The 20079-nt window shown below is 75.0% G+C and carries 19 protein-coding genes; 5 read left to right on the top strand and 14 right to left on the bottom strand.

Annotated elements, in window-relative coordinates:
* The 4 genes from GA0070213_RS17975 to GA0070213_RS17960 are packed head-to-tail and all read right to left on the bottom strand — an operon-like array spanning window position 1 to window position 4683.
* Entirely contained in the window at window positions 1–1581 is a 1581-nt protein-coding gene (locus GA0070213_RS17975; protein ID WP_091065399.1) for a bifunctional uroporphyrinogen-III C-methyltransferase/uroporphyrinogen-III synthase, read from the bottom strand.
* Entirely contained in the window at window positions 1578–2546 is a 969-nt protein-coding gene (hemC, locus tag GA0070213_RS17970; RefSeq protein ID WP_091065395.1) for a hydroxymethylbilane synthase, read from the bottom strand. Before hemC ends, GA0070213_RS17975 begins: the two co-directional genes overlap by 4 nt.
* Entirely contained in the window at window positions 2543–3916 is a 1374-nt protein-coding gene (locus GA0070213_RS17965; protein WP_091065390.1) for a glutamyl-tRNA reductase, read from the bottom strand. The genes hemC and GA0070213_RS17965 overlap by 4 nt, the downstream gene beginning before the upstream one ends.
* Complete coding sequence (locus tag GA0070213_RS17960) at window positions 3913–4683, bottom strand: redox-sensing transcriptional repressor Rex (RefSeq protein ID WP_091065386.1); 771 nt, start codon at window positions 4681–4683, stop codon at window positions 3913–3915. Before GA0070213_RS17960 ends, GA0070213_RS17965 begins: the two co-directional genes overlap by 4 nt.
* Before the next feature lie 391 nt (window positions 4684–5074).
* Here GA0070213_RS17960 and GA0070213_RS17955 point away from each other — a divergent pair, with 391 nt between their 5' ends.
* Together GA0070213_RS17955 and GA0070213_RS17950 are read left to right on the top strand one after the other, a co-directional pair.
* Window positions 5075–6364 carry a sensor histidine kinase gene (locus tag GA0070213_RS17955; protein ID WP_091065383.1) on the top strand — a complete coding sequence of 430 codons (1290 nt, stop codon included), beginning with the start codon at window positions 5075–5077 and terminating at the stop codon, window positions 6362–6364.
* A gap of 107 nt (window positions 6365–6471) precedes the next feature.
* A complete protein-coding gene (locus GA0070213_RS17950; RefSeq protein WP_091066093.1) occupies window positions 6472–7128 on the top strand; it encodes a response regulator in 657 nt (218 codons plus the stop codon).
* 9 nt (window positions 7129–7137) lie between these two features.
* Here GA0070213_RS17950 and GA0070213_RS17945 read toward each other — a convergent pair whose 3' ends face one another.
* The 3 genes from GA0070213_RS17945 to GA0070213_RS17935 are packed head-to-tail and all read right to left on the bottom strand — an operon-like array spanning window position 7138 to window position 9686.
* Window positions 7138–7788, bottom strand: a complete 651-nt coding sequence (locus GA0070213_RS17945; RefSeq protein WP_091065380.1) for an HAD family hydrolase — start codon at window positions 7786–7788, stop codon at window positions 7138–7140.
* Window positions 7789–7801: 13 nt separating this feature from the next.
* On the bottom strand, window positions 7802–8056 hold the full coding sequence (locus GA0070213_RS17940; protein ID WP_091065377.1) for a glutaredoxin family protein: 255 nt from the start codon (window positions 8054–8056) through the stop codon (window positions 7802–7804).
* Entirely contained in the window at window positions 8046–9686 is a 1641-nt protein-coding gene (locus GA0070213_RS17935) for an AMP-binding protein (RefSeq protein ID WP_245716449.1), read from the bottom strand. The genes GA0070213_RS17940 and GA0070213_RS17935 overlap by 11 nt, the downstream gene beginning before the upstream one ends.
* A 530-nt stretch (window positions 9687–10216) precedes the next feature.
* On the opposite strand from GA0070213_RS17935, the gene GA0070213_RS17930 reads away from it, so the two are divergent.
* The 3 genes from GA0070213_RS17930 (at window position 10217) to GA0070213_RS17920 (ending at window position 13309) form a co-directional block, all read left to right on the top strand.
* Window positions 10217–11188, top strand: a complete 972-nt coding sequence (locus GA0070213_RS17930; protein WP_091065369.1) for an ECF subfamily RNA polymerase sigma factor, BldN family — start codon at window positions 10217–10219, stop codon at window positions 11186–11188.
* Between the two features lie 290 nt (window positions 11189–11478).
* Window positions 11479–12333, top strand: coding sequence for a DUF5667 domain-containing protein (locus tag GA0070213_RS17925; protein ID WP_091066088.1), 855 nt, complete (start codon window positions 11479–11481; stop codon window positions 12331–12333).
* A 100-nt stretch (window positions 12334–12433) separates the two neighbouring features.
* On the top strand, window positions 12434–13309 hold the full coding sequence (locus tag GA0070213_RS17920) for an HAD family hydrolase (protein WP_091065366.1): 876 nt from the start codon (window positions 12434–12436) through the stop codon (window positions 13307–13309).
* 10 nt (window positions 13310–13319) lie between these two features.
* Here the strand turns inward: GA0070213_RS17920 and GA0070213_RS17915 are convergent, their stop codons facing one another.
* From GA0070213_RS17915 to GA0070213_RS17885, 7 genes are all read right to left on the bottom strand, one after another.
* The gene (locus GA0070213_RS17915) at window positions 13320–14222 is read right to left on the bottom strand and encodes a lysophospholipid acyltransferase family protein (protein WP_091066085.1); all 903 of its coding nucleotides are present in this window, start codon (window positions 14220–14222) and stop codon (window positions 13320–13322) included.
* A gap of 455 nt (window positions 14223–14677) precedes the next feature.
* Window positions 14678–15751 carry an NAD-dependent epimerase/dehydratase family protein gene (locus tag GA0070213_RS17910; RefSeq protein ID WP_091065363.1) on the bottom strand — a complete coding sequence of 358 codons (1074 nt, stop codon included), beginning with the start codon at window positions 15749–15751 and terminating at the stop codon, window positions 14678–14680.
* 119 nt (window positions 15752–15870) lie between these two features.
* Window positions 15871–15972 (bottom strand): 30S ribosomal protein bS22, encoded by a 102-nt coding sequence (locus GA0070213_RS17905; protein ID WP_007465623.1) that lies wholly within the window; start codon window positions 15970–15972, stop codon window positions 15871–15873.
* A 222-nt stretch (window positions 15973–16194) separates the two neighbouring features.
* Window positions 16195–16404: a helix-turn-helix domain-containing protein gene (locus GA0070213_RS17900; protein ID WP_013288759.1), complete on the bottom strand. Its 210-nt coding sequence runs from the start codon at window positions 16402–16404 to the stop codon at window positions 16195–16197.
* A 216-nt stretch (window positions 16405–16620) separates the two neighbouring features.
* Window positions 16621–17805 carry an ABC transporter permease gene (locus tag GA0070213_RS17895; RefSeq protein WP_091065359.1) on the bottom strand — a complete coding sequence of 395 codons (1185 nt, stop codon included), beginning with the start codon at window positions 17803–17805 and terminating at the stop codon, window positions 16621–16623.
* The gene (locus GA0070213_RS17890; protein ID WP_091065356.1) at window positions 17802–18656 is read right to left on the bottom strand and encodes an ABC transporter ATP-binding protein; all 855 of its coding nucleotides are present in this window, start codon (window positions 18654–18656) and stop codon (window positions 17802–17804) included. Before GA0070213_RS17890 ends, GA0070213_RS17895 begins: the two co-directional genes overlap by 4 nt.
* Window positions 18653–20050, bottom strand: coding sequence for an efflux RND transporter periplasmic adaptor subunit (locus GA0070213_RS17885; RefSeq protein WP_091065353.1), 1398 nt, complete (start codon window positions 20048–20050; stop codon window positions 18653–18655). The genes GA0070213_RS17890 and GA0070213_RS17885 overlap by 4 nt, the downstream gene beginning before the upstream one ends.
* Window positions 20051–20079 lie beyond the last annotated feature (29 nt).

The raw sequence follows: 20079 nt of genomic DNA, 5'->3' as shown, positions 1-20079 counted from the left end.
TCAGCGGAACCTCAGGGCGGTCGGCCCCTGCACCTTCGAGCCGCGACGCTGCTTCGCCGGCATGGCGGCGAGCTTCTCGCGCAGCTCGACGGCGTAGGCGGCGAGCGCCTCCACCAGGTCGGGCACCGAGGCGTGCGGCGGCTGCACGTCGACCCGCAGGCCGAACTCCGTCGCGGTCTCCGCCGTCTTGGGCCCGATGACGGCAACAACGGTACGCGCGTGCGGCTTCCCGGCGATGCCGACCAGGTTCCGGACCGTGGAGGACGAGGTGAACAGCACCGCGTCGAACCCGCCCGACTTGATCGCGTCGCGGATCTCGGCCGGCGGCGGCGCCGCCCGCACGGTCCGGTAGGCCGTCACGTCGTCGACCTCCCAGCCGCGCTCGGTGAGGCCGGCGGCGAGCGTCTCGGTGGCGATGTCGGCGCGCGGCAGCAGCACCCGGCCGACCGGGTCGAGGATCTCGTCGTGCGGCGAGAACTCGGCGAGCAGGCCCTCCGAGGACTGCTCCCCGGCGGGGACCAGCTCCGGCTGGATACCGAACGCGCGGACCGCGTCCGCGGTCGCCTCGCCGATACAGGCGATCTTGACGCCGCCGAAGTGCCGGGCGTCCAGGCCGTGCTCGGCGAACTTCTCCCAGACCGCGCGGACCGCGTTCACCGAGGTGAAGATCACCCAGGCGTACCGGCCGTCGACCAGGCCCTTGACCGCCCGCTCCATCTGGGCCGGGGTGCGCGGCGGCTCGACCGCGATGGTCGGCACCTCGCACGGGATCGCCCCGTACGCGCGCAGGCGCGCGCTCATCGCGCCGGCCTGCTCCTTGGTGCGGGGAACCAGCACCTTCCAGCCGTACAGCGGGCGGTTCTCCCACCAGCTCAGCTTGTCGCGGTCGGTGACGCCCGCGCCGACGGTGAGCACGACGCGGCCGGTGAAGCCGAGCGCCGCCGCGACGAAGGAGTCCACGCTCGACGTGGTGGTGTACTGCGTCTCGCCGGTGCCGTCGCCGGTCACCCCGACCGCGGTGGTGCCGTCGACCCCGGCGGCCAGCAGCCCGTCCCGGACGGCGGCCAGGTCACCGGCGTCCACGGCGAGCGCCAGCGAGCCCCGGCCCACGGCCGCGGCGAGCGCGTCGAAGTCCAGCGTGGTGACGTCCTCGACGTCGGCGGCGGTGCGTACCCCGGAGAGCGGGACACCGGCGTAGGTGGCGACGCCCTCGGCCTGGCCGACGCCCGGCACCACCTCGAAGTGCGCGGCGGTGCGCGCCACCGCCTGCACCTCCTTGACCACCGAGTCGTGGCCGAACGGGTCGCCGGCCACCAGGTGCACGGCGTTCTGGCCGGAGCGGGCCGCGGAGATCAGCACCTTCGCCACGTCCCCCGGCACGCCCTCGGCGGGGCTGAACTCGGCGTCGGACCTGGCCTGGGCGCGGACGTGGGTGAGCAGCGACTCGGGGACTCCCCGGTCGTATACCACGTGGTCGGCCTCGACCAGGGCGTCGAGCGCCCGGCGGGTCAGCAGGCCCGGGTCGCCGGGGCCGGCCCCGACGAAAGCGATCCGGCCTACGGGCTTACGGGTGCGGGTCATTCTGTGCTCCCAAGTTGCTGGGTCCCCGGGCCGGCGTGTCCTTCTTGGCCGAGGATCGAGTCGGCGCCGAGTTCGAGGAGTTCGGCGGCGAGTGCCTTGCCGATCTCCGCCGCGTCGGCGGGCGTTCCGGTGCGGGACAGCCGGAGGTCACGGGAACCGTCCGGGCTGATCACCGCACCGCGCAGGTAGATCTCCTCACCGGTCTCACCCTCGGCGAGTTCGCCGTAGGCGGCCACCGGTGCGCTGCACCCGGCCTCCAGGGTGGCCAGCAGCGCCCGTTCCGCGGTGACCGCGGCGCGGGACGGTGCGTGATCGAGCCGCGCGAGCAGCTCGACCAGGTCGTGGTCGTCGGCCCGGCACTCGACCGCGAGCGCGCCCTGGGCGGGCGCGGGCAGCATGAGCATCGGGTCGAGCGTCTCGGTGATGACGTCGGCGCGGCCGATCCGGGTGAGCCCGGCCCGGGCCAGCACGACGGCGTCGAGGTCGGCGTCCGCACCGAGCACCCGGCCGAGCCGGGTGTCGATGTTGCCCCGGATCGGCGTGACCTCGAACTGCATGCCCAGCGCGTGCAGCTGGGCGATCCGGCGCAGCGCGCCGGTGCCGATCCGCGCGCCGGGCGGCAGCTCGGCGAGGGTACGGCCGCCGGTGGCGACAAGCGCGTCCCGCGGGTCCTGCCGGGGCGGCACGGCCGCGATGTGCAGGCCGGGCGCCGCCGCGGTCGGCAGGTCCTTGTACGAGTGGACGGCGAAGTCGATCTCACCGGCGGTCAGCGCGTCGCGCAGCGCGGAGACGAAGACACCGACGCCGAGCCGCTGCACCGGAGCGGTGGAGCGGTCGCCGGCGGTCACCACCTCGATCAGCTCGACCGGGCGGCCGGTGGCCGCGGTGAGGGCCTCGGCGACCTGGCCGGACTGGGCCAGCGCCAGGACGCTGCCCCGGGTGCCGAGGCGCAGGGGGGCGGTCATCGCGCACCTCCGGTGGACGGGACGTCGGCGGCGTCGAACGACGGCCGGCCGTCAGTGTCGGTGGCGACCACGTCGGGGACGGTGTCGACCGGGGACGTCTGCGGCACCTCCAGGTCGAACAGCTCGCGCAGCAGGGCCGCGTACTGGTCGCCGCCGGGTTCGGCGGCGAGTTGGCGGACCCGTACGGTCGGCTGGTGCAGCAGTCGCTGCACGACCCGGTGCACGGTGCGGGCGACCTCGGCGCGCTGGTCGTCGCTGAGGTCGGGGCGGCGCTGACCGAGCCGGCGCAGTTCGGCGGTCACCACGTCGTCGGCCCGGCCGCGCAGCGCGGCCACGGTCGGTGCCACGTCGGCGCCGCGCAGCCAGCTCAGGAACGCCTCGACCTCGCCGGCGACGATCCGGCCGACCTCGGCGGCGTCGGCCGCGGCCGGCCCGTCGGCGAGGACGGCGGCCATCCGGTCGATGTCGATCACCTCGACGCCGGGCAGCTCCGCGACGCCCGCCTCGACGTCGCGGGGGACGGCCAGGTCGAGCAGGACCAGCGGGCCCCGGCCGGCGTTCCGGCGGGCCAGCGCCCGGGTCACCACGTCACGGGTGAGCACGGCCTCGGTGGCGGCGGTGGCGGCGACCACGACGTCCACCGTGGAGAGCGCCTCGACCAGGTCGGCCATCGGCACGGCGGTCGCGCCGTACGACTCGGCGAGCCGGACGGCACGGGCGGCGCCCCGGTTGGTGACGGTGAGCGGGCCGGCACCGAGCCGGGACAGCGTCGCCACGCCCAGCGAGCCCATCGCCCCGGCACCGACCACCATGGCGGGTCGGCCGGCCAGGTCGCCGTGGAGCAGGTCGGCGGCGAGGTCGAGCGCGGCGGTGACCACGCTCTGCCCGGCCCGGTCGATGCCGGTCTCGGCGTGGGCGCGCTTGCCGACCCGCAGCGCCTGCTGCATCAGCTCGTGCAGGAGCCGGCCGGCCGAGTCGGCGCCGCCGGCCGAGTGGTAGGCATCACGGAGCTGACCGAGGATCTGCGCCTCGCCGACCACCATGGAGTCCAGCCCGGCGGCGACCCGGAAGACGTGGTCGACGGCGGCGGCGTCGTAGTGCACGTAGAGGTGACCGGCGAGCGCCGACGGCGGGCAGTCGGCCTGCTCGGCCAGGACCGCGCAGATGTCGCCGAGCCCACCGTGGAACCCGGAGACGGCGGCGTAGATCTCCACCCGGTTGCAGGTGGAGACGAGGACGGCCTCGGCGACGTACGGCTGGGCGACGAGCCGGTCCAGCGTGCGGGTCAGGTCCGCGGGCGGGACGGCCAGGCGTTCCAGGGCGGCGACCGGGGCGGTGCGGTAGGACGCGCCGACGACGAGCAGTTTCACGTGCCGATCGCCTCCTGGGTGTCGGGGGTCGCGAGCCCGCCGGGCAGGGCGGTGAGGGCGGACCCGCCGGTGGCGGGCAGCGCGATCAGCGACGCCTTGCGGTGCTCGTGGAAGGACAGGATCTGCAGCTCGATCGCGAGGTCGACCTTGCGCACGTCGACCCCGTCCGGAACCGAGAGTACGCACGGCGCGAAGTTGAGGATGCTCGTCACGCCGACGGCGACGAGCTGGTCGGCGACCGCCTGGGCGGCCGGCGCCGGGGTGGCGATCACGCCGATCGAGATCGACTCCTCGGCGACCACCCGGGGCAGCTCGTCGACGTGCCGGACGACCAGGCCGTGGATCTCCTCGCCGACCCGGGAGGGGTCGGCGTCGAGCAGCGCGGCGATCTGGAAGCCCCGGCTGGCGAAGCCGTCGTAGCCGGCCAGGGCGTGACCGAGATTACCCACGCCGACCAGCGCGACGGCCCGGCACTGGGTGAGCCCGAGCACCGACTCGATCTGGTCGATCAGCAGCGCGACGTCGTAGCCGACGCCCCGGGTCCCGTAGGAACCGAGGTGGGAGAGGTCCTTGCGGAGCTTGGCGGAGTTGACCCCGACGGCGCTGGCCAGGCCCTCGCTGGACACGGTCTCGTGCCCGGCGTCGGCGAGCGCGTGCAGCGCGCGCAGGTATTCCGGGAGCCGGGACACGGTCGCCTCGGGCAGGTCCGGAAGCGCCGGTACGGCACCGGTGCGGCCGGGCGCGCCAGAAGGACGGTGCTGACTCATGAGACTCCGTGCGGTGCGATCCTCGGCCGGCGACGGGGGCCGGCCGTTTCGGGACTCCCGCTGGCGACCGATGTTGCCGGCTGTGCTAGCAGGGCGCGTCGGAACTACAGAGTAGGCGCTTGTGAAGAGGTGCACAAATCGCGATCTTGATGACTCGCGACGCGGCTCCACCTGCCCCTCCATTCCCACAAGATCGATAAACCGCGCTTCTTCGGCGGCGCCTGGCGATTATTGCTCAATCCAGACTTCTCTGACCAATCGCGCGCGCTCGGTGGCGCTCCGTGATCGGCGCGGCGAGGCGCGGCTCACGTCCCGGAGTAGGGAGAACCCCACCCGGGAGAGACCGGCGAGCGGGATGGGCCGGGCGCCGCCGCGCCCATAGCCTCGAACCATGACCGCCGTACCCGCCCCCTCCTCGCCCGCCCGGGGGCTCCTCCGTCAGCTCGCCCGCGACACCGGCTACGTGCTCTTCAGCCTCCCGCTGGCGGTGGTCGGCTTCGTGCTCGCCGTGGCGGGGATCTCACTCACCGCCGGGCTGCTGGTCACCACGCTCGGCCTGCCGGTCCTGGCCGGGGTGCTCTACGCCGCCCGCGGACTGGCCGACCTGGAACGGCTCCGGCTCCCCGCCGTGCTCGGCCGGTCCCGGGTCCGCCCGGTCTACCTGACGCCCGAGCGTGGCGCCCGGTTCTGGCGGCGGGTGTTCACCCCGATGCGCGACCCGCAGTCGTGGCTCGACCTGCTGCACGCCTTCGTCCGGCTCGTGGTGGCGTTGCCCACGTTCGTGCTGATGCTGGTGTGGTGGGCGCTGGCGCTGACCGGCACGCTCTACGGCGTCTACGACGGCGCCATCCCGCGCGGCCCGGACGACCAGGATCTCAGCGAGCTGCTCGGGATGGGCGACGGGACCGGCGCGCGAATCGCGCTGAACACCGCGATCGGGCTGTTCGCCCTGTTCACCCTCCCCCTGGTGGCCCGGGCCCTGGCCCGGGTGCAGGCCGCGCTGGCGTACTCCCTGCTCACCGGCGTGGCCGAGATGCGGCAACGGATCACCACGCTGGAGGAGCAGAAGCGGGCCGCCGCCTCGGCGGAGGCGTCCGCGCTGCGCCGGCTGGAACGGGACATCCACGACGGGCCGCAGCAGCGCCTGGTCCGGCTCGCGATGGACCTGGGTCGGGCCCGCCAGCAGCTCGCCGCCGACCCGGAGGCGGCCCGGCGCACCCTGGACGAGGCGGTCGCCCAGACCCGGGAGACGCTCGACGAGCTGCGCGCCCTGTCCCGGGGCATCGCCCCGCCGATCCTGGTCGACCGGGGGTTGCCCAGCGCGCTCGCCGCGCTCGCCGCCCGGGCCCTGGTGCCGACCGAGCTGGTGGTCGACGACGAGCTGGGCCGCTCCGGCGGCCGGCTCGACCCGGGCCTGGAGAGCGCCGCCTACTTCGTGGTGGCCGAGGCGCTGACCAACGTGGCCAAGCACAGCCGGGCCGCCACCTGCCGGGTGGAGGTGGCCCGGAAGGTGGGCCGGCTGGAGATCACCGTCGGCGACGACGGGATCGGCGGCGCGCACCTGGCCAAGGGACACGGGCTCAGCGGAATCGCCGACCGGGTCCGGGCGGCCGGCGGCACGCTCGAGGTGACCAGCCCGGCCGGCGGGCCGACCCGGGTCCACGCCGAGCTGCCCCGGTGACGACGCCCGCCGGCACGCCGCCGTCCGACGCCGCGGACCGGGCCGGGGACGCCCCGCCCCGCATCGAGGCCGCGCGGTGGGACCCGGACGTGATAGACACCGGACCCATGCGGGTGGTGATCGCGGACGACGCCGTACTGCTCCGGGAGGGGCTGATCCGGCTGCTGACCGAGTCCGGGCACGAGGTGGTGGCGGCCGTCGCCGACGGGGACGCCCTGGTCGAGGCGGTGGTGACGCACCGGCCGGACATCTCGGTGGTGGACGTGCGGATGCCGCCGTCGCACACCGACGAGGGGCTGCGCGCGGCGGTGGAGGCCCGCCGCCGGGTGCCCGGCACGCCGATCCTGGTGCTGTCCCAGTACGTCGAGGTGTCGTACGCCGACGACCTGCTGGACACCGCGGGCGGTGCCGGCGGCGGCATCGGCTACCTGCTCAAGGACCGGGTGGCCGCGATCGACGAATTCCTGGACGGGCTGGCCCGGGTGGCGTCCGGCGGCACCGTGCTCGACCCGGAGGTGATCAGCCAGTTGCTGGTGCGGCGGCGGCGCGACGACCCGCTGGCGGCGCTGACCCCGCGCGAGCGTGAGGTGCTGGCGCTGATGGCCGAGGGCCGGTCCAATACCGCCATCGCCCGCCTGCTCGTGGTGAGCGACGGCGCGGTCGAGAAGCACGTCCGTAACATCTTCACCAAGCTCGACCTGCCGCCGGACGCCACCACCCACCACCGCCGGGTCCTGGCCGTCCTGGCCCACCTCCGCGCCTGAGCGACCGGCTCAGGGCAGGGCGCGGGCCAGGGTCACCGCCTCGGTCAGGGTGTCGGCCACCGGGTGGCCGCTGGCCCGCAGCCGGGCCGGGTCGGAGAGCCCGCCGGTGTAGAGCACGGCGGCGCCACCGACCGAGGTGGCCGCGTCCGCGTCGTCCAGCGAGTCGCCGATCAGCACCACGTCGGGCCCGTCGAGGCCCAGCTCGGCCAGGTGCTTCTCCAGCCACTCCGCCTTCGGGCCGCCGCCGACCGTGGCGCGCAGCCCGTCCACCCGGCGGAAGTGCGGGGTCAACCCGTAGGTGTGCACGGTGGGCACCAGCTCGTCGTGGAACCACATGGACAGCAGCGACTGGCTGCCCGGCCAGGCGGCGATGGCGGCGGTCGCGTCGGCGGCCAGGGCGCAACTCGTCAGCCCGGCCCGGTACGCGTCGTGGAAGATCCGGTCGAGCGCGCCGAACGCGTCGGCGTCGACCGCCCGGCCGAGCATCTCGGCGTAGTAGTCGGCGATCGGCCGGCGGAACCGCACCCGGTGCTCGTCGGCGCTGACCGCCGGGCCGCCGGCGCTGGCGAACGCCACGTTGGTGGCCCGTACCACCAGGTCGAGGTCGTCGAGCAGGGTACCGTTCCAGTCCCACACCAGGTGGCGCCGCGTCTCCGTCACCCGGACACGATAGCTAGAGCTGCGGCGTGGTCAGGTCCCGCAGCAGCCGGTCCTCCTCGACCCGCCAGTAGCCGTGCTCCTTGCCGTCGAGCAGCACCACCGGCAGCCGGTCGCCGTAGTCGCGTTCCAGCTCGACGTCGCCGGTCACGTCCTTCTCCACCCAGCGGTCGCCGGTCACCGCCACCACCCGGTCGAGCGCCGCCTTCGCGTCGTCGCAGAGGTGGCAGCCGGGCCGGGTGATCAGGATGAGCCGCGGGTCACTGGACATCGGATACCTCCGTGCGGTTCTCGGTCGACGGCGACGGCGACGGCACCACGGGCGCCGGGCGCAGCTCGGTCTTGCGGACCTTCCCGATCGCCGAGTACGGCAGGGCGTCGACGAACTCGACGGCGGTCGGGCACTTGAACCGGGCCAGGTTACGCGCGCAGTGGGCGAGCAGTTCCTCCGCCGACACCTCGGCCGCCCGCACCACGTACGCCCGGACAGTCTCGCCGGTCCGCGGGTGCGGCACCCCCAGGACGGCCGACTCGGCCACCCCGGGGTGCGCCTGGAGCACCAGCTCGACCTCGTGCGGGTAGACGTTGAAGCCGTTGACCAGGATCAGCTCGCCGAGCCGGTCGACCAGGAAGAGGTCGCCGTCGCCGTCGGCGTAGGCCACGTCGCCGGTGGCCCACCAGCCGTCCGGTTCCGGCCCGCCCCGCGCGTCCGGCCAGTAGCCGGCGAACAGGTTCGCCCCGCGCACCACGATCTGCCCGGGGTCGGTGCCGGCGGGGTCGTCGGAGAGGTCCATCCCGTCGTCCTCGGCCTCGACGGCGGGCACCCCGTCGCGCCACAGCTCGGCACCGTCGGCCCCGACCAGGCGCAGCTCGACGCCGGGCAGCGGGCGGCCGATCGAGCCGGGTTTCGGTTCGCCGCCGACGAGCGTGGAGGTGAGCACCGGCGCGGTCTCGGTGAGCCCGTAGCCGACGTGCACCGGGTGCCCGGTCAGCTCGGTGAAGCGCGCCCCGGCGGCCGGCGGCAGCGGCGCCGCGCCGCACACCGCGAGGCGCACGCCGGTCAGCGCCGCGGCCGGGTCGCCGTGCGCGCCGGCCCAGGTCAGGAACATCGACGGTACGCCGAGCAGCACGCTGACCCGGTGCCGGGCGATCTCGCCCAGCGCCCCGTCCGGGCCGGGCTCGTCGACCAGCACCCCGGTGGCGCCGTGGTGCACCACGGCCCCGAGCCCGGAGTTCAGCCCGTACGCGTGGAACAGCGGAAGTGCCAGCAGCACGGTGTCGTCGGGGCCGACCACCGGCGGTTCGATCCGGTCGACCTGGTGGTGGTTGGCGGCCAGCGCGCGGTGCGACAGCATGGCGCCCTTGGGCCGCCCCTCGGTGCCCGAGGTGTAGAGCAGGACGGCCAGGTCGTCGCCGCCGCGTTCCGGGAACCGGGTGGGGGCGCCGCCGTCGGCGACCGGCGGGGCGGTGTGCACCGCGCGCAGGGCGGGCAGCGCCGCGGGGTCCACCCGGGCGGTCACCTCGGCGGCGCCGACCAGCAGGGCGGCGCCCGAGTCGGCGAGCACGTGCCCCAGCTCGCGGCCGGTGAGCGTGGGGTTGACCGGCACCGCGACCAGGCCGGCCCGGAGCACGGCCAGGTAGGTGACCACGAAGTCGGGGGTGTTGCCGAACGCGACGGCCACCCGGGGCGGGTGCGGCGTGCCGTCGGGCGGCGGCGCGGCGGCGTGCAGCGCGCGGGCGGTGGCGGTGACCGCGGTGTCCAGGTCGGACCAGGAGAGCGTCCGGTCGCGCCAGTGCAGCGCGGCCCGGTCGCCGTGGTCGGCGGCCGCCCGGCGGAGCCGGTCGGCGAGGTTCGGCGCGGGGCTGTCGGCGGCGTCCTGCACGGTGGCTGAGTCTGGCACAGCCGCGTCCGCCGGACCATGCCCCGACCGGCGGCGCGGGTCCGCCGCACGGGACCGCAATTGGGATAGCGTGGGATTCCCGAGCGTGGGATCCAGATCTTCACCAGCTGGCGGAGGAGCCGCCGGACCGGACCGACCCGGTCGCCGCCGCGACACGCCGAGCGGAAAGAAAATCCGCTCCGACCTGGACTTCCATTCGCACCCAGGTTCCGGCGCGAAAGTCAACCACAGGCGACGGACAACGGGTCCGGCGATAGTGCGATCGCACGGGAAATACTTCCGCTCTGTGTAACGGACTTGCCACGCGCGGGTGACGTTGGGCCTATCATCACTCGGGTCGGCTCACCCCATTTGCCGTGAGTCGACACCCCTCAGCCCGAGGAGGCCCCCGTGCCCGTGAGCGCATTGGACCAGCACCTCAAGGGGATCTGCCGCCCGCCGGCACGTCCCGGACCGGCCGTGCCCGACCGGGTCGTACCCGGCCTCGCGGTCCCGGCGCGGTCGCTGTCCACCTGGATCGGGGAGGCACGGTGACCACCTTCGGTTACGCGGACCGGCCGGCCGGACTGACCGGCCCGACCCAGCGGAACCCGCTCAACGAGCGCGCCGACCCGGCCCCCCGCGCCGACGGCCTGCTCACCGCGCGCAGCGAGGCGGCCCGGCGGACGCGCAGCCGCACGCACCACGGCAACGAGGCGCCACTGCGCCCGGCGCTGCCGGGCACCAACGCGAAGCCGGCCGGCGGACGCCTCGGCGCACCGCCCCGCCTCACCCCACCGACCCAGGTCCGGCGGGGTGAGGCGGCGACCAGCGCGGAGCCGTCCGCCGCCGAGACCGCCGTGCTGCCGGCGGTGACCACCGGCGACACCGCGGTGCTGCCGGCCGTCCCGGCCGCCGCACCGGCCACCGGCTTCCCGAGCCGCCCCGACCCGTCCGACCCGGCCACCGAGGTCTGGGGGCTCGTCGAACGGGCGCAGGCCGGCGAGGCCGAGGCGTTCGGCCTGATCTACGACCGGTACGTCGACACCGTCTTCCGGTTCGTCTACTTCCGGGTCGGCAACCGCCAGCTCGCCGAGGACCTCACCTCCGACACGTTCCTGCGGGCGCTGAAGCGGATCGGCAGCTTCACCTGGCAGGGCCGCGACCTGGGCGCCTGGCTGGTGACCATCGCCCGCAACCTGGTCGCCGACCACTTCAAGTCCGGCCGCTACCGGCTGGAGGTGACCACCGGCGACGTCCTGGACGCCGACCGGGAGGACCGCGGGCCGGAGGGCAGCCCGGAAGCGGCGGTGGTCGAGCACATCACCAACGTGGCCCTGCTCACCGCCGTGAAGCAGCTCAACCCGGAGCAGCAGGAGTGCATCGTGCTGCGGTTCCTGCAGGGCTTCTCGGTGGCCGAGACGGCCCGCGCCATGGGCAAGAACGAGGGTGCCATCAAGGCGCTGCAGTACCGGGCGGTCCGGGCCCTGGCCCGGTTGCTGCCCGACGGCTTCCACGGCTGACCGACCCGACCCGTCCGCACCACCGGCGCAGTCGCCGGTGGTCGGCGTGTGTCCGGCATCCCTCGCGGCACCGATCACACCCGGTGATTTCGCCGCCGATCGGGCCGTAACCGGCGACCGGCGCGAACCGTTTCTCCGGGTGCGACCAGTGGTTGTCCCGGCGTCCCCCGGGCCACCCGGTCCGGCGGGTCAGGTCGGCCGTCCCGGGCGACCCTCGGCCGCACGCTGCCACGGGTCGCTGGTGACGATGACGGCCACCCGGCCGTGACCAGCGGAAGGGGGTGCCCGCGGTGGACAGCGACCTCTTCTCCGGTCGGCGAGCCGAGCGCTTCGCGCAACTCCTCGACGAGGCCAACGGCGGACGCCGACACCACGTCCGGTCCCGGGCCGACCACGAACTCACCGCACTCGTCGAGGTGGGCCGGCGGCTCACCGTCGAACGGCCCACCGTCGACGTCGACAGCGAGTTCCGCACCGGCCTGCGGGCGATGCTCGTGGCCACCGCCGAGCGCGAGGGCGTCACCGCCGCGGCCGGCTCCGGCAGCGGCCTGCGCGGCGCGTTGCTGCCGGCCATCACCGGCCGGCGGGCCCGGGCCCGGGGCGCGATCCTGGTCGGCGTGGCCGCCGGCGCCATCGCGCTCTCCGGCATCTCCGCCGCCAGCGAGAACGCGCTACCGGGTGACGCGCTGTACGGCATGAAGCGCTCCACCGAACGCGCCCAGCTCGCACTCGCCAACTCGGACATCAGCCGGGGTCAGCTCTTCCTCGACTTCGCCCGCACCCGGCTCGACGAGGCCGCCTCGGTCCGCCACGACCGGCTCGGCTTCAGCGCCGTCCTGGACGACATGGACGCGGACACCCGCCAGGGCGTACGCCTGCTGACCACGGTGGCCGCGCAGCGCTCCGACCCGACGGCGCTGGACGCGGTGGACACCTTCCTCGCCGGCCAGCGTCGGGTGGTCAGCGGCCTGCTCGACCGGCCCGACCACGCCGACCGGGACCGCACCCGTCGCTCGCTGGCGCTGCTCGACGCGGCCGGCCGGCGCGCCGACGCGCTGCGCGAGGCGATCGCCTGCGGGCTGCCCGCGCCGGCCGCCAGCGACACGCTCGGCCCCACGCCGAGCACCTGCCCCGGCGACCGCTGAGCCCACGGCCACACTTCTCCCGGCGGACACCCGACCGTCACGGCAGGCCGGATACGCTCGACGCGGAGCCCGTACGCCGCCGTCGAGGGAGGGGGTTGCCGTGACCGAGTCCCACAAGGTGACGGTCAGCACCGACGTCCACGGCCACACGGCCGGCTGGGCGGAGACCCCGGCGTCGCCGGCGACCACTGTCACGCCGGACCCGAACGCCGCCGCGTTCTTCGACGTGGACAACACGATGATGCAGGGCGCGTCGATCTACTGGTTCGCCCGCGGGCTGGCCGCCCGCAACTACTTCACCGCCGGTGACCTCGCCCGGTTCGCCTGGCAGCAGGCCCGGTTCCGGCTGCTCGCCACCGAGCACGTGGGCACCATGTCGCAGGCGAAGGAGGCCGCGCTCGCGTTCGTGCAGGGCTGGCGGGTCGACGACGTGGAACGCCTCACCGAGGAGATCTTCGACGAGCTGATGGCGCCGCGCATCTGGGCCGGCACCCGCCGGCTCGCCCAGCGTCACCTCGACGCGGGCGAGCGGGTCTGGCTGGTCAGCGCCGCCCCGGTGGAGATCGGCCGGGTGATCGCGGCCCGGCTCGGCCTGACCGGCGCGATCGGCACGGTGGCCGAGGTGGTCGACGGCGCCTACACCGGCCGGCTGGTCGGCGACCTGATGCACGGGCCGGCGAAGGCCGAGGCGGTCACCCAGCTCGCCGCGGTGGAGGGGCTGGACCTGGCCCGGTGCGCGGCCTACAGCGACTCCGCCAACGACCTGCCGATGCTGTCGGTCGTGGGCCGCGCGGTGGCGGTCAATCCCGACCCGGCGCTGTTGCGGCAGGCCCGCGAGCGGGGCTGGGACGTCCGTGACTTCCGCACCGGGCGCCGAGCCGTACGCATCGCGGTGCCCTCGACCGCCGCCGTCGGCCTGCTCGCCGGCGCGGTCACCGCCGGCCTGGCCCTGCACCGCCGCCGCCAGCGGGCCTGAGCCGCGCCGGTCAGGGGCCGAACGGGTCCGGACGGCGTTCGAGCAACTTGTGCAACGTCTGCTGGATGGTCTCCCGCACCTGGTCGGCGAGGTTGAACACGACGAGTGGGTCGTCCGCCGAGTCGCGCAGGTGCGCGGTCGGGATCGGCGGGCAGAACTCGATCAACCACTTGCTCGGCAGCGGCACCATGCCGAGCGGCCCCAGCCAGGGGAAGGTCGGCGTCACCGGGAAGTAGGGCAGCTTGAGCAGCCGGGCGAGCGGCTTGATGTCGGCGAGCATCGGGTAGATCTCCTCGCCCCCGACGATCGCCACCGGCACGATCGGGGTGCCGGTGCGCAGCGCGGCGGAGACGAAGCCGCCCCGGCCGAACCGCTGGAGCTTGTAGCGGTCGGCGTAGAGCTTGCCGACCCCCTTGAAGCCCTCCGGGAACACGCCGACCAGCTCGCCGTTGCCGAGCAGCCGTTCCGCGTCCGGGTTGCAGGCGACGGTGCCACCGGTCTTGCGGGCCAGCTCGGAGACGACCGGCATCCGGAAGACCAGGTCGGCGCCGAGCAGACGCAGGTAGCGGTGCGCCGGGTGCCGGTCGTGCACCGCGGTGGAGAGGATCAGCGCGTCCAGCGCCACGGTGCCGGAGTGGTTGCCCACCACCAGGCCGGCGCCGTCGGCCGGCACGTGCTCCAGGCCACCGACCTCGGTGCGGAACCAGTCCCGGTAGAGCAGCCGGACCAGCGGGTGGAAGACGGCGTCGGTGAGGTCGGGGTCGAAGCCGAACTCGTCCACCTCGTAGTCACCGGAGAGCCGGCGCCGCAGGAACGCGAGCCCCTGCGCGACGCGGCGGTCCCAGTGGTCCCCCGGCCGGTCGGCCACGGCCGGCCCGGCCGGCGCGGCGTCGTCGGGCGCGTGCCCGGTCACCGCCGGCCGGGGCGCGGCCTGGTCGACCGCCTTCTTGGCCACCGCCTTCTTGGCCACCGCCTTCTTGGCCACCGCCTTCTTGGCGACGGCCTTCTTCGCGACCGGCCGACCGGTGGTGGTGGCGCCCGAACCGTCGGTCACGCCGGGTGCCGCGTCGGCCGGCGCCGCCTGCTCGTCGGTCCGGGCGACCGGCCCGTGGGTCGAAGTGGCCGGCTCGTCGGTCCGGGCGACCGGCTCGTGGGTCGAAGTGGCGGGCTCGTCGGTCCGGGCGACCGGCTCGTGGGTCGAAGTGGCGGGCTCGTCGGCGGAGGTGTCCGGCTCGTCGGCCGGTGCGGGCGGGCGGGCGGCCGGCGCGGTGACCGGCCGGTGTCCGTTGCGCCGCGCCGGCTCCGCGTCCGGCCCGGGCCCGGCCGGGGGTACGTCGAACCGCGCGTCACGCCGCTCCGGCGAGCTGCTCACGGGCGCTCCCGGACGGTCGAGCGGACCTGGCGGATGCTCTCCAGCACCAGCTGCTCGGCGGCGGCGAGCTGGTCCCGGGTCACCACCACCCCGCCGTGGTGGGCGCGGACGAAGTCGTCGAAGGCGGCGGCGGTCGAGCGGGGGGTGAAGCCGAACTCGCGCTCCAGCCGGCTGGTGTCCACCACCCGACCGTGCACGAAGAGGTCGACCTGGTCCAGGCCGTACCGGCCGAAGCCCAGGGAGCGGGCGATCGCGGCCACCCCGGCGAGGCCCGGCTCCAGCACCGGCACGGCGACCCGGCCGGCGCGGCGGATGGCCTGCGACAGCGACAGCACCCCCGGCCCGGCCACGTTGAACGTGCCCGGGTGCTCCTCGGCGACCGCGCGGTGCAGCACCGTCAACGCGTCGTCGATGTGCAGGAACTGCAGGCGCGGGTCGCGGCCGAAGATGGTGGGCACGACCGGCTGCGCGAAGTAGCGGGTGAGCGTGGTGTCGGCGGTGTAACCGATGAACGGCGCGAAACGCAGCACGGTCGCGGTGACGTCGGGACGGCGGCGGCGGAAACCACGGACGTATCCCTCGATGTCGAGGATGTCGCGGCCGAACCCACCGCGCGGCACCTCGCGCGGCTCGGTCTCCTCGGTGAAGACGGCCGGGTCGCGGAACGACACCCCGTACGCGGCGGTCGAGGAGCGGACCACGAGCCGGCGCAGCCGGGGCGCGCGCTGGCAGGCGGCGAGCAGCTGCATGGTGCCGATGACGTTCTGCTCCTTCATCGCCGCCCGGCCGCCCTGCTGCTGGTCGGGGGCGGTGACGAGCGCCAGGTGCACCACGGCGTCGACGTCGAGGTCGATCAGCAGGCCGCCGAGCGAGTCGAGGTCGAGGCGGACCAGCTCGACGTCGGTGAGCAGGTCGGCCAGCTCGGGGTTGGGCGGGGCCGGGTCGACGCCGATGACGCGTTCGATGCGCGGGTCGGCGGCGAGCCGGGCGGCGACGTTGGCGCCGAGGAACCGGCCGACCCCGGTGACGACGACGACCCCCGGGGCACCTGGGGTGCCACCGGGGGTCATGTCGTGCGCCTTGCGCGGCAGGCACGATCGAGCCGGGACGTCCGCGGCCTGATCACCTGAGCCTCCGAGGGTCGACAGTTGGCAAGTGGTGCCGGTGCCGGGTCAGCGCCCGGCCCCGGTCACTTGCCGAGACGGCGACGCTGGACGCGGGTCTTGCGCAGCAGCTTGCGGTGCTTCTTCTTAGCCATGCGCTTGCGGCGCTTCTTGACCACCGAGCCCATACGACAGCCTTTCGATTGCAACGTGCGGGGCGGACCGGCAGGCACCACCGCACGGTGGCGCCGTGCCCGCTTGCGGACAACGGACCGGACCAGCGAGGTGGGCAGGGCACACCAGGGTGCGATCTCGGTCGGGCTCCAGGGTAGCCGGAGAGCGTCAGCAGGACCAACGCGCCCCCGTCGATGCCCCTTTTCGTCGCACTCGGCGGCGGGCCGCCGGGTGCGTCAGGCGGACTCCTGGAAGGCGCCTCGGAGGTATTCGTGCACGGCGTGCTCGGGCACCCGGAACGAGCGACCGACCCGCACCGCGGTCAGCTCACCGCTGTGCACGAGACGGTAGACCGTCATCTTGGAGACCCGCATGACCGTGGCCACCTCGGCGACGGTCAGGAACCTGACATCCGACAGCCGTGCGTCGGACTGCGACCCGGCCATGGCTCACCGACCCATTCCCGTGCCCGGCGCGTGCCACCGGGCAGGTGCTTCCGCCTCGACGAGCGACGCGCGTGTAACCAGTACGGTAGCGGGACGGCTGTGACCTGCGCGATCCCTTCCCACCTTTGATCATGGCGGGACACCCGTTCACCCCGTGTCCACCAGGGCTTTTTCGCCCGGACGGGTGGCTCGTCCCGTTCCCGCCGACCGGTACGCCTACTCGGCGCGCAACGCGACCACCGGATCGAGCCGCCCCGCCCGCTGCGCCGGCACCACCCCGAAGACGATGCCGACCGCCGCCGACACACCGAAGGCGAGCGCCAGCGACCACCAGGTGATCGCGGCGGGGATCGGCGAGAACGCGTCGACCAGCAGCGCGGTGCCCACGCCGAGCGCCATCCCGGTCAGGCCGCCGATCGAGGTGAGCAGCACCGCCTCCAGCAGGAACTGCACCCCGATGTCCCGGGGTCGGGCGCCGACCGCCTTGCGTAGGCCGATCTCCCGGGTCCGCTCACGCACCGACACCAGCATGATGTTGGAGACGCCGACACCGCCGACCAGCAGCGAGATGCCGGCGATGGCGGCCAGCACGCCGGTGAGCACACCCAGGATGTCGCCGAGCACGCCGAGGATCTGCTGCTGGGTGACGGCGCTGAACTCGGTGTCCGGGTGCCGGCGGGACAACTCCGCCACGATGCGCTCGCCGAGCTGGTCGATCCGCTCCCGGTCGGGGGCCTTGACCGCGATGCCGTCGATCCGCTGGGTGCCCCACAGCCGCTGCGCGGCGGTCACCGGGACGTGCACCTCGTCGTCCCGGTCCACGCCGAGGCTCTGCCCGAGCGGGGCGAAGACCCCGATCACCCGGAACCGCACCCCGGCCAGCGTGACCTGCTGGCCGAGCGGATCCCGGTCGGGAAAGAGCGCCCGGGCCACCGAGGCGCCGAGCACCGCCACCCGCCGGCTGGTGTCGACGTCGGCCCCGGTCAGGTAGCGGCCGCGTTGCAGCGACCGGGTGAACACCGACGGGGTGGTCTCCAGCACGCCCTGCACGGTGGTGAAGTCGGACCGGTTGCCGGCTCGCGCGGTCGCGCCGGACGCCACCGTCACGGCCACCCGGGAGGGGTCGCCGACCACCCGGGAGACGGCGTCGACGTCCTTGAGGTCCAGCGGGGACACCACCGGCGCGGTGCCCACCTCGATCTTGCCCGGCACCACCAGGAGCAGGTTCGAGCCGAGCCCCTCGACCTGCTGCTCCACCTGCTGCTTGGTGCCGGTGCCGATGGCCACCAGGATGACCACCGAAGCGACCCCGATGATCACGCCGAGCATGGTCAGCACGCTGCGCATCCGGTTGGCCCGCAACGCGTCCAGCGCCACCCGCCAGGCCTCGGCCACCCTCATCCGGCGCCGCCCGCGGCGTGCGGAAGGCGTCCGGTGGCTCCGGTGGCGCCACCGGAGCCACCGGACGGGCGCCCCGGGCCGCTTCCGGACGCGGACCGGGGCTCCGCGCTGGGAGCGGGATCCAGTGTCGCAGGTTCGCCGGCGCCGGCCGACCCCGGTCGATCATGAACGGTGTCGGATCGGATCAGCCCGTCCCGCACCGCGATCCGCCGGCGCGCGCGGGCCGCCACCTCCTGGTCGTGCGTCACCATCACCAACGCCACCCCGGACTCGGCGTTCAGGCGCTCCAGCAGCTCCAGCACCGCCTCGCCGGTGACGCTGTCCAGGTTGCCGGTGGGTTCGTCGGCGAGCAGCACCGCCGGCTCGGTGACCAGCGCCCGGGCGATCGCCACCCGCTGCTGTTCACCGCCGGAGAGCTGGTTGGGCCGGTGGTGCAGGCGGTGCCCCAGCCCGACCCGGCCGAGCATCGCCGCCGCCCGCTCCCGCCGCTGCCGCGCCCCGACGCCGCGATAGACCAGCGGCAACGCGACGTTGTCCACGGCGGACGTGCGGGCCAGCAGGTGGAACGCCTGGAAGACGAAGCCGATGGTCTCGTTGCGCAGCGTCGCCAACTCCGGTGCGGTCAGCGAGGCCACGTCCCGGCCGCCGATCACCAGCCGGCCGCCGCTGGGCCGGTCCAGCCCACCCAGCAGGTGCATCAGCGTGGACTTGCCCGACCCGGAGGGGCCGATCACCGCCACGTACTCACCCTGGTCGATGGTGAGCGACACGCCGCGCAGCGCGGACACCGACACCCCGTCCAGCTCGTACGTGCGGGACACGTCGACCGCCTCGATCGCGGCGACGGTCACGGGAGTTCCTGGCCGTCGGTGACCTGGTCGGCGCCGCGCACCACGACCCGGTCCCCGGCCCGCACCCCGTCGACGATCTGCACCAGGTCCTGCCCCTGCACGCCGACGGTCACCGGGACCCGGTCCGCCCGGCCGTCGCGCGACACCCAGACCGCGTCCCGCCCGTCGGCGGAGAAGACCGCCGACGCCGGTACGGCCACCGCGTCGGACGCCTCCCGCACCCGCAGCCGGACCACCGCGTTCATGCCGGGGCGGGGCGCCGGGGCGGCTTCCCCCTCGCCGAGCCGGCCCGCGCCCAGGTCCAGCCGGACCCGGTAGGTGACGCCGCCCCGCGCCGAGCTGGTGGGCAGCACGTCGACCGAGCGCACCGTGGCGTCGTACGTCGCGCCGGTCACCGCGTCCAGCTCGACCGAGGCGGGCACCCCGGCGCGGACCAGCAGCACGTCGGTCTCGTCGACCTCGGCGAGCAGGCCGAGCCGGCCGGTGTCCACCACGGTGAGCACCGGCGTGCCGGCGGTGACCCGACCACCGGCCGGCACCGCGTCGTCCACCCCGGCCGGCGGGCCGCCCGAACCGGCCCCGCCCAACGCCGACGGGTCGAGCCCGGGCGGCACCTGACCACCGGCCGCGCCGAACAGGCCGGCCAGGTCGGTCGGCGCCGCCGCCCGGGTGCCGCCCGGCTGCACCACACCCGCGATCGGGGCGCGCAACGTCAACGCGTCGACGGTCGCCTTCGCCAGGTCGTACGCCTGCTGCGCCTGGAGGCGTTGCGCGGCCGACAGCGCGCCGACGGCGCTGTTCAGGCCCGCCACGCCGCGCTGCACGGCGGTGACCGCGCGGTCGGCGGCGCGGGCGGCCGACGCGTACTGCTTCTGCGCCGACTCGACTTGGAGCAGCAGCGCGGCGCGCGCCTGCGGATCACCGACCTTGCCGGCGGCGGCCCGGGCGGCGGCGAACGCCTCGTCGGCGGCCCGGTCGGTGCCGCGGCGGTTGCCGCCGAGGTCACCGACGCCGACGCCGCGACCGGCCCGCTTCGCCGCGCGCAGCGCGTCGCGCGCCTGGGCCAGCCGGTCCCGCGCGGACGGCGACTCGACCACCGCGAGCACCTGCCCCTTGGCGACCCGCTGTCCGGGTTGGACACGCAGGGCGGCCAGGGTGCCGTCGGCGGGAGCGGTGAGGGTGGCCGCGGCCCGGGCGGTCACCGTGGCCGGCGCGTCGATGACCTCGCTGACCGGTGCGCGGCCGACCGGGGCGACGGTGACCGACGGGGCGTCGTCGCCGCAGCTGGCGGCCGTGGTGCCGGTCAGCGCGACGGCGGCGAGGAGGGCGGTGAGCAGGCGGGGCCGCGTGGCTGGGCGCAGCCGCGGCGAGGGAGTGCGGGCCACCCGGCCCATGCTACGACCCGTCGACGGGCCTCGACGCC

The sequence above is a fragment of the Micromonospora humi genome (assembly GCF_900090105.1).
Lineage (GTDB): Bacteria > Actinomycetota > Actinomycetes > Mycobacteriales > Micromonosporaceae > Micromonospora > Micromonospora humi.
The sequence above is the reverse complement of the archived record's forward strand: the minus strand, read 5'-3'. Positions and strand labels throughout refer to the sequence as shown.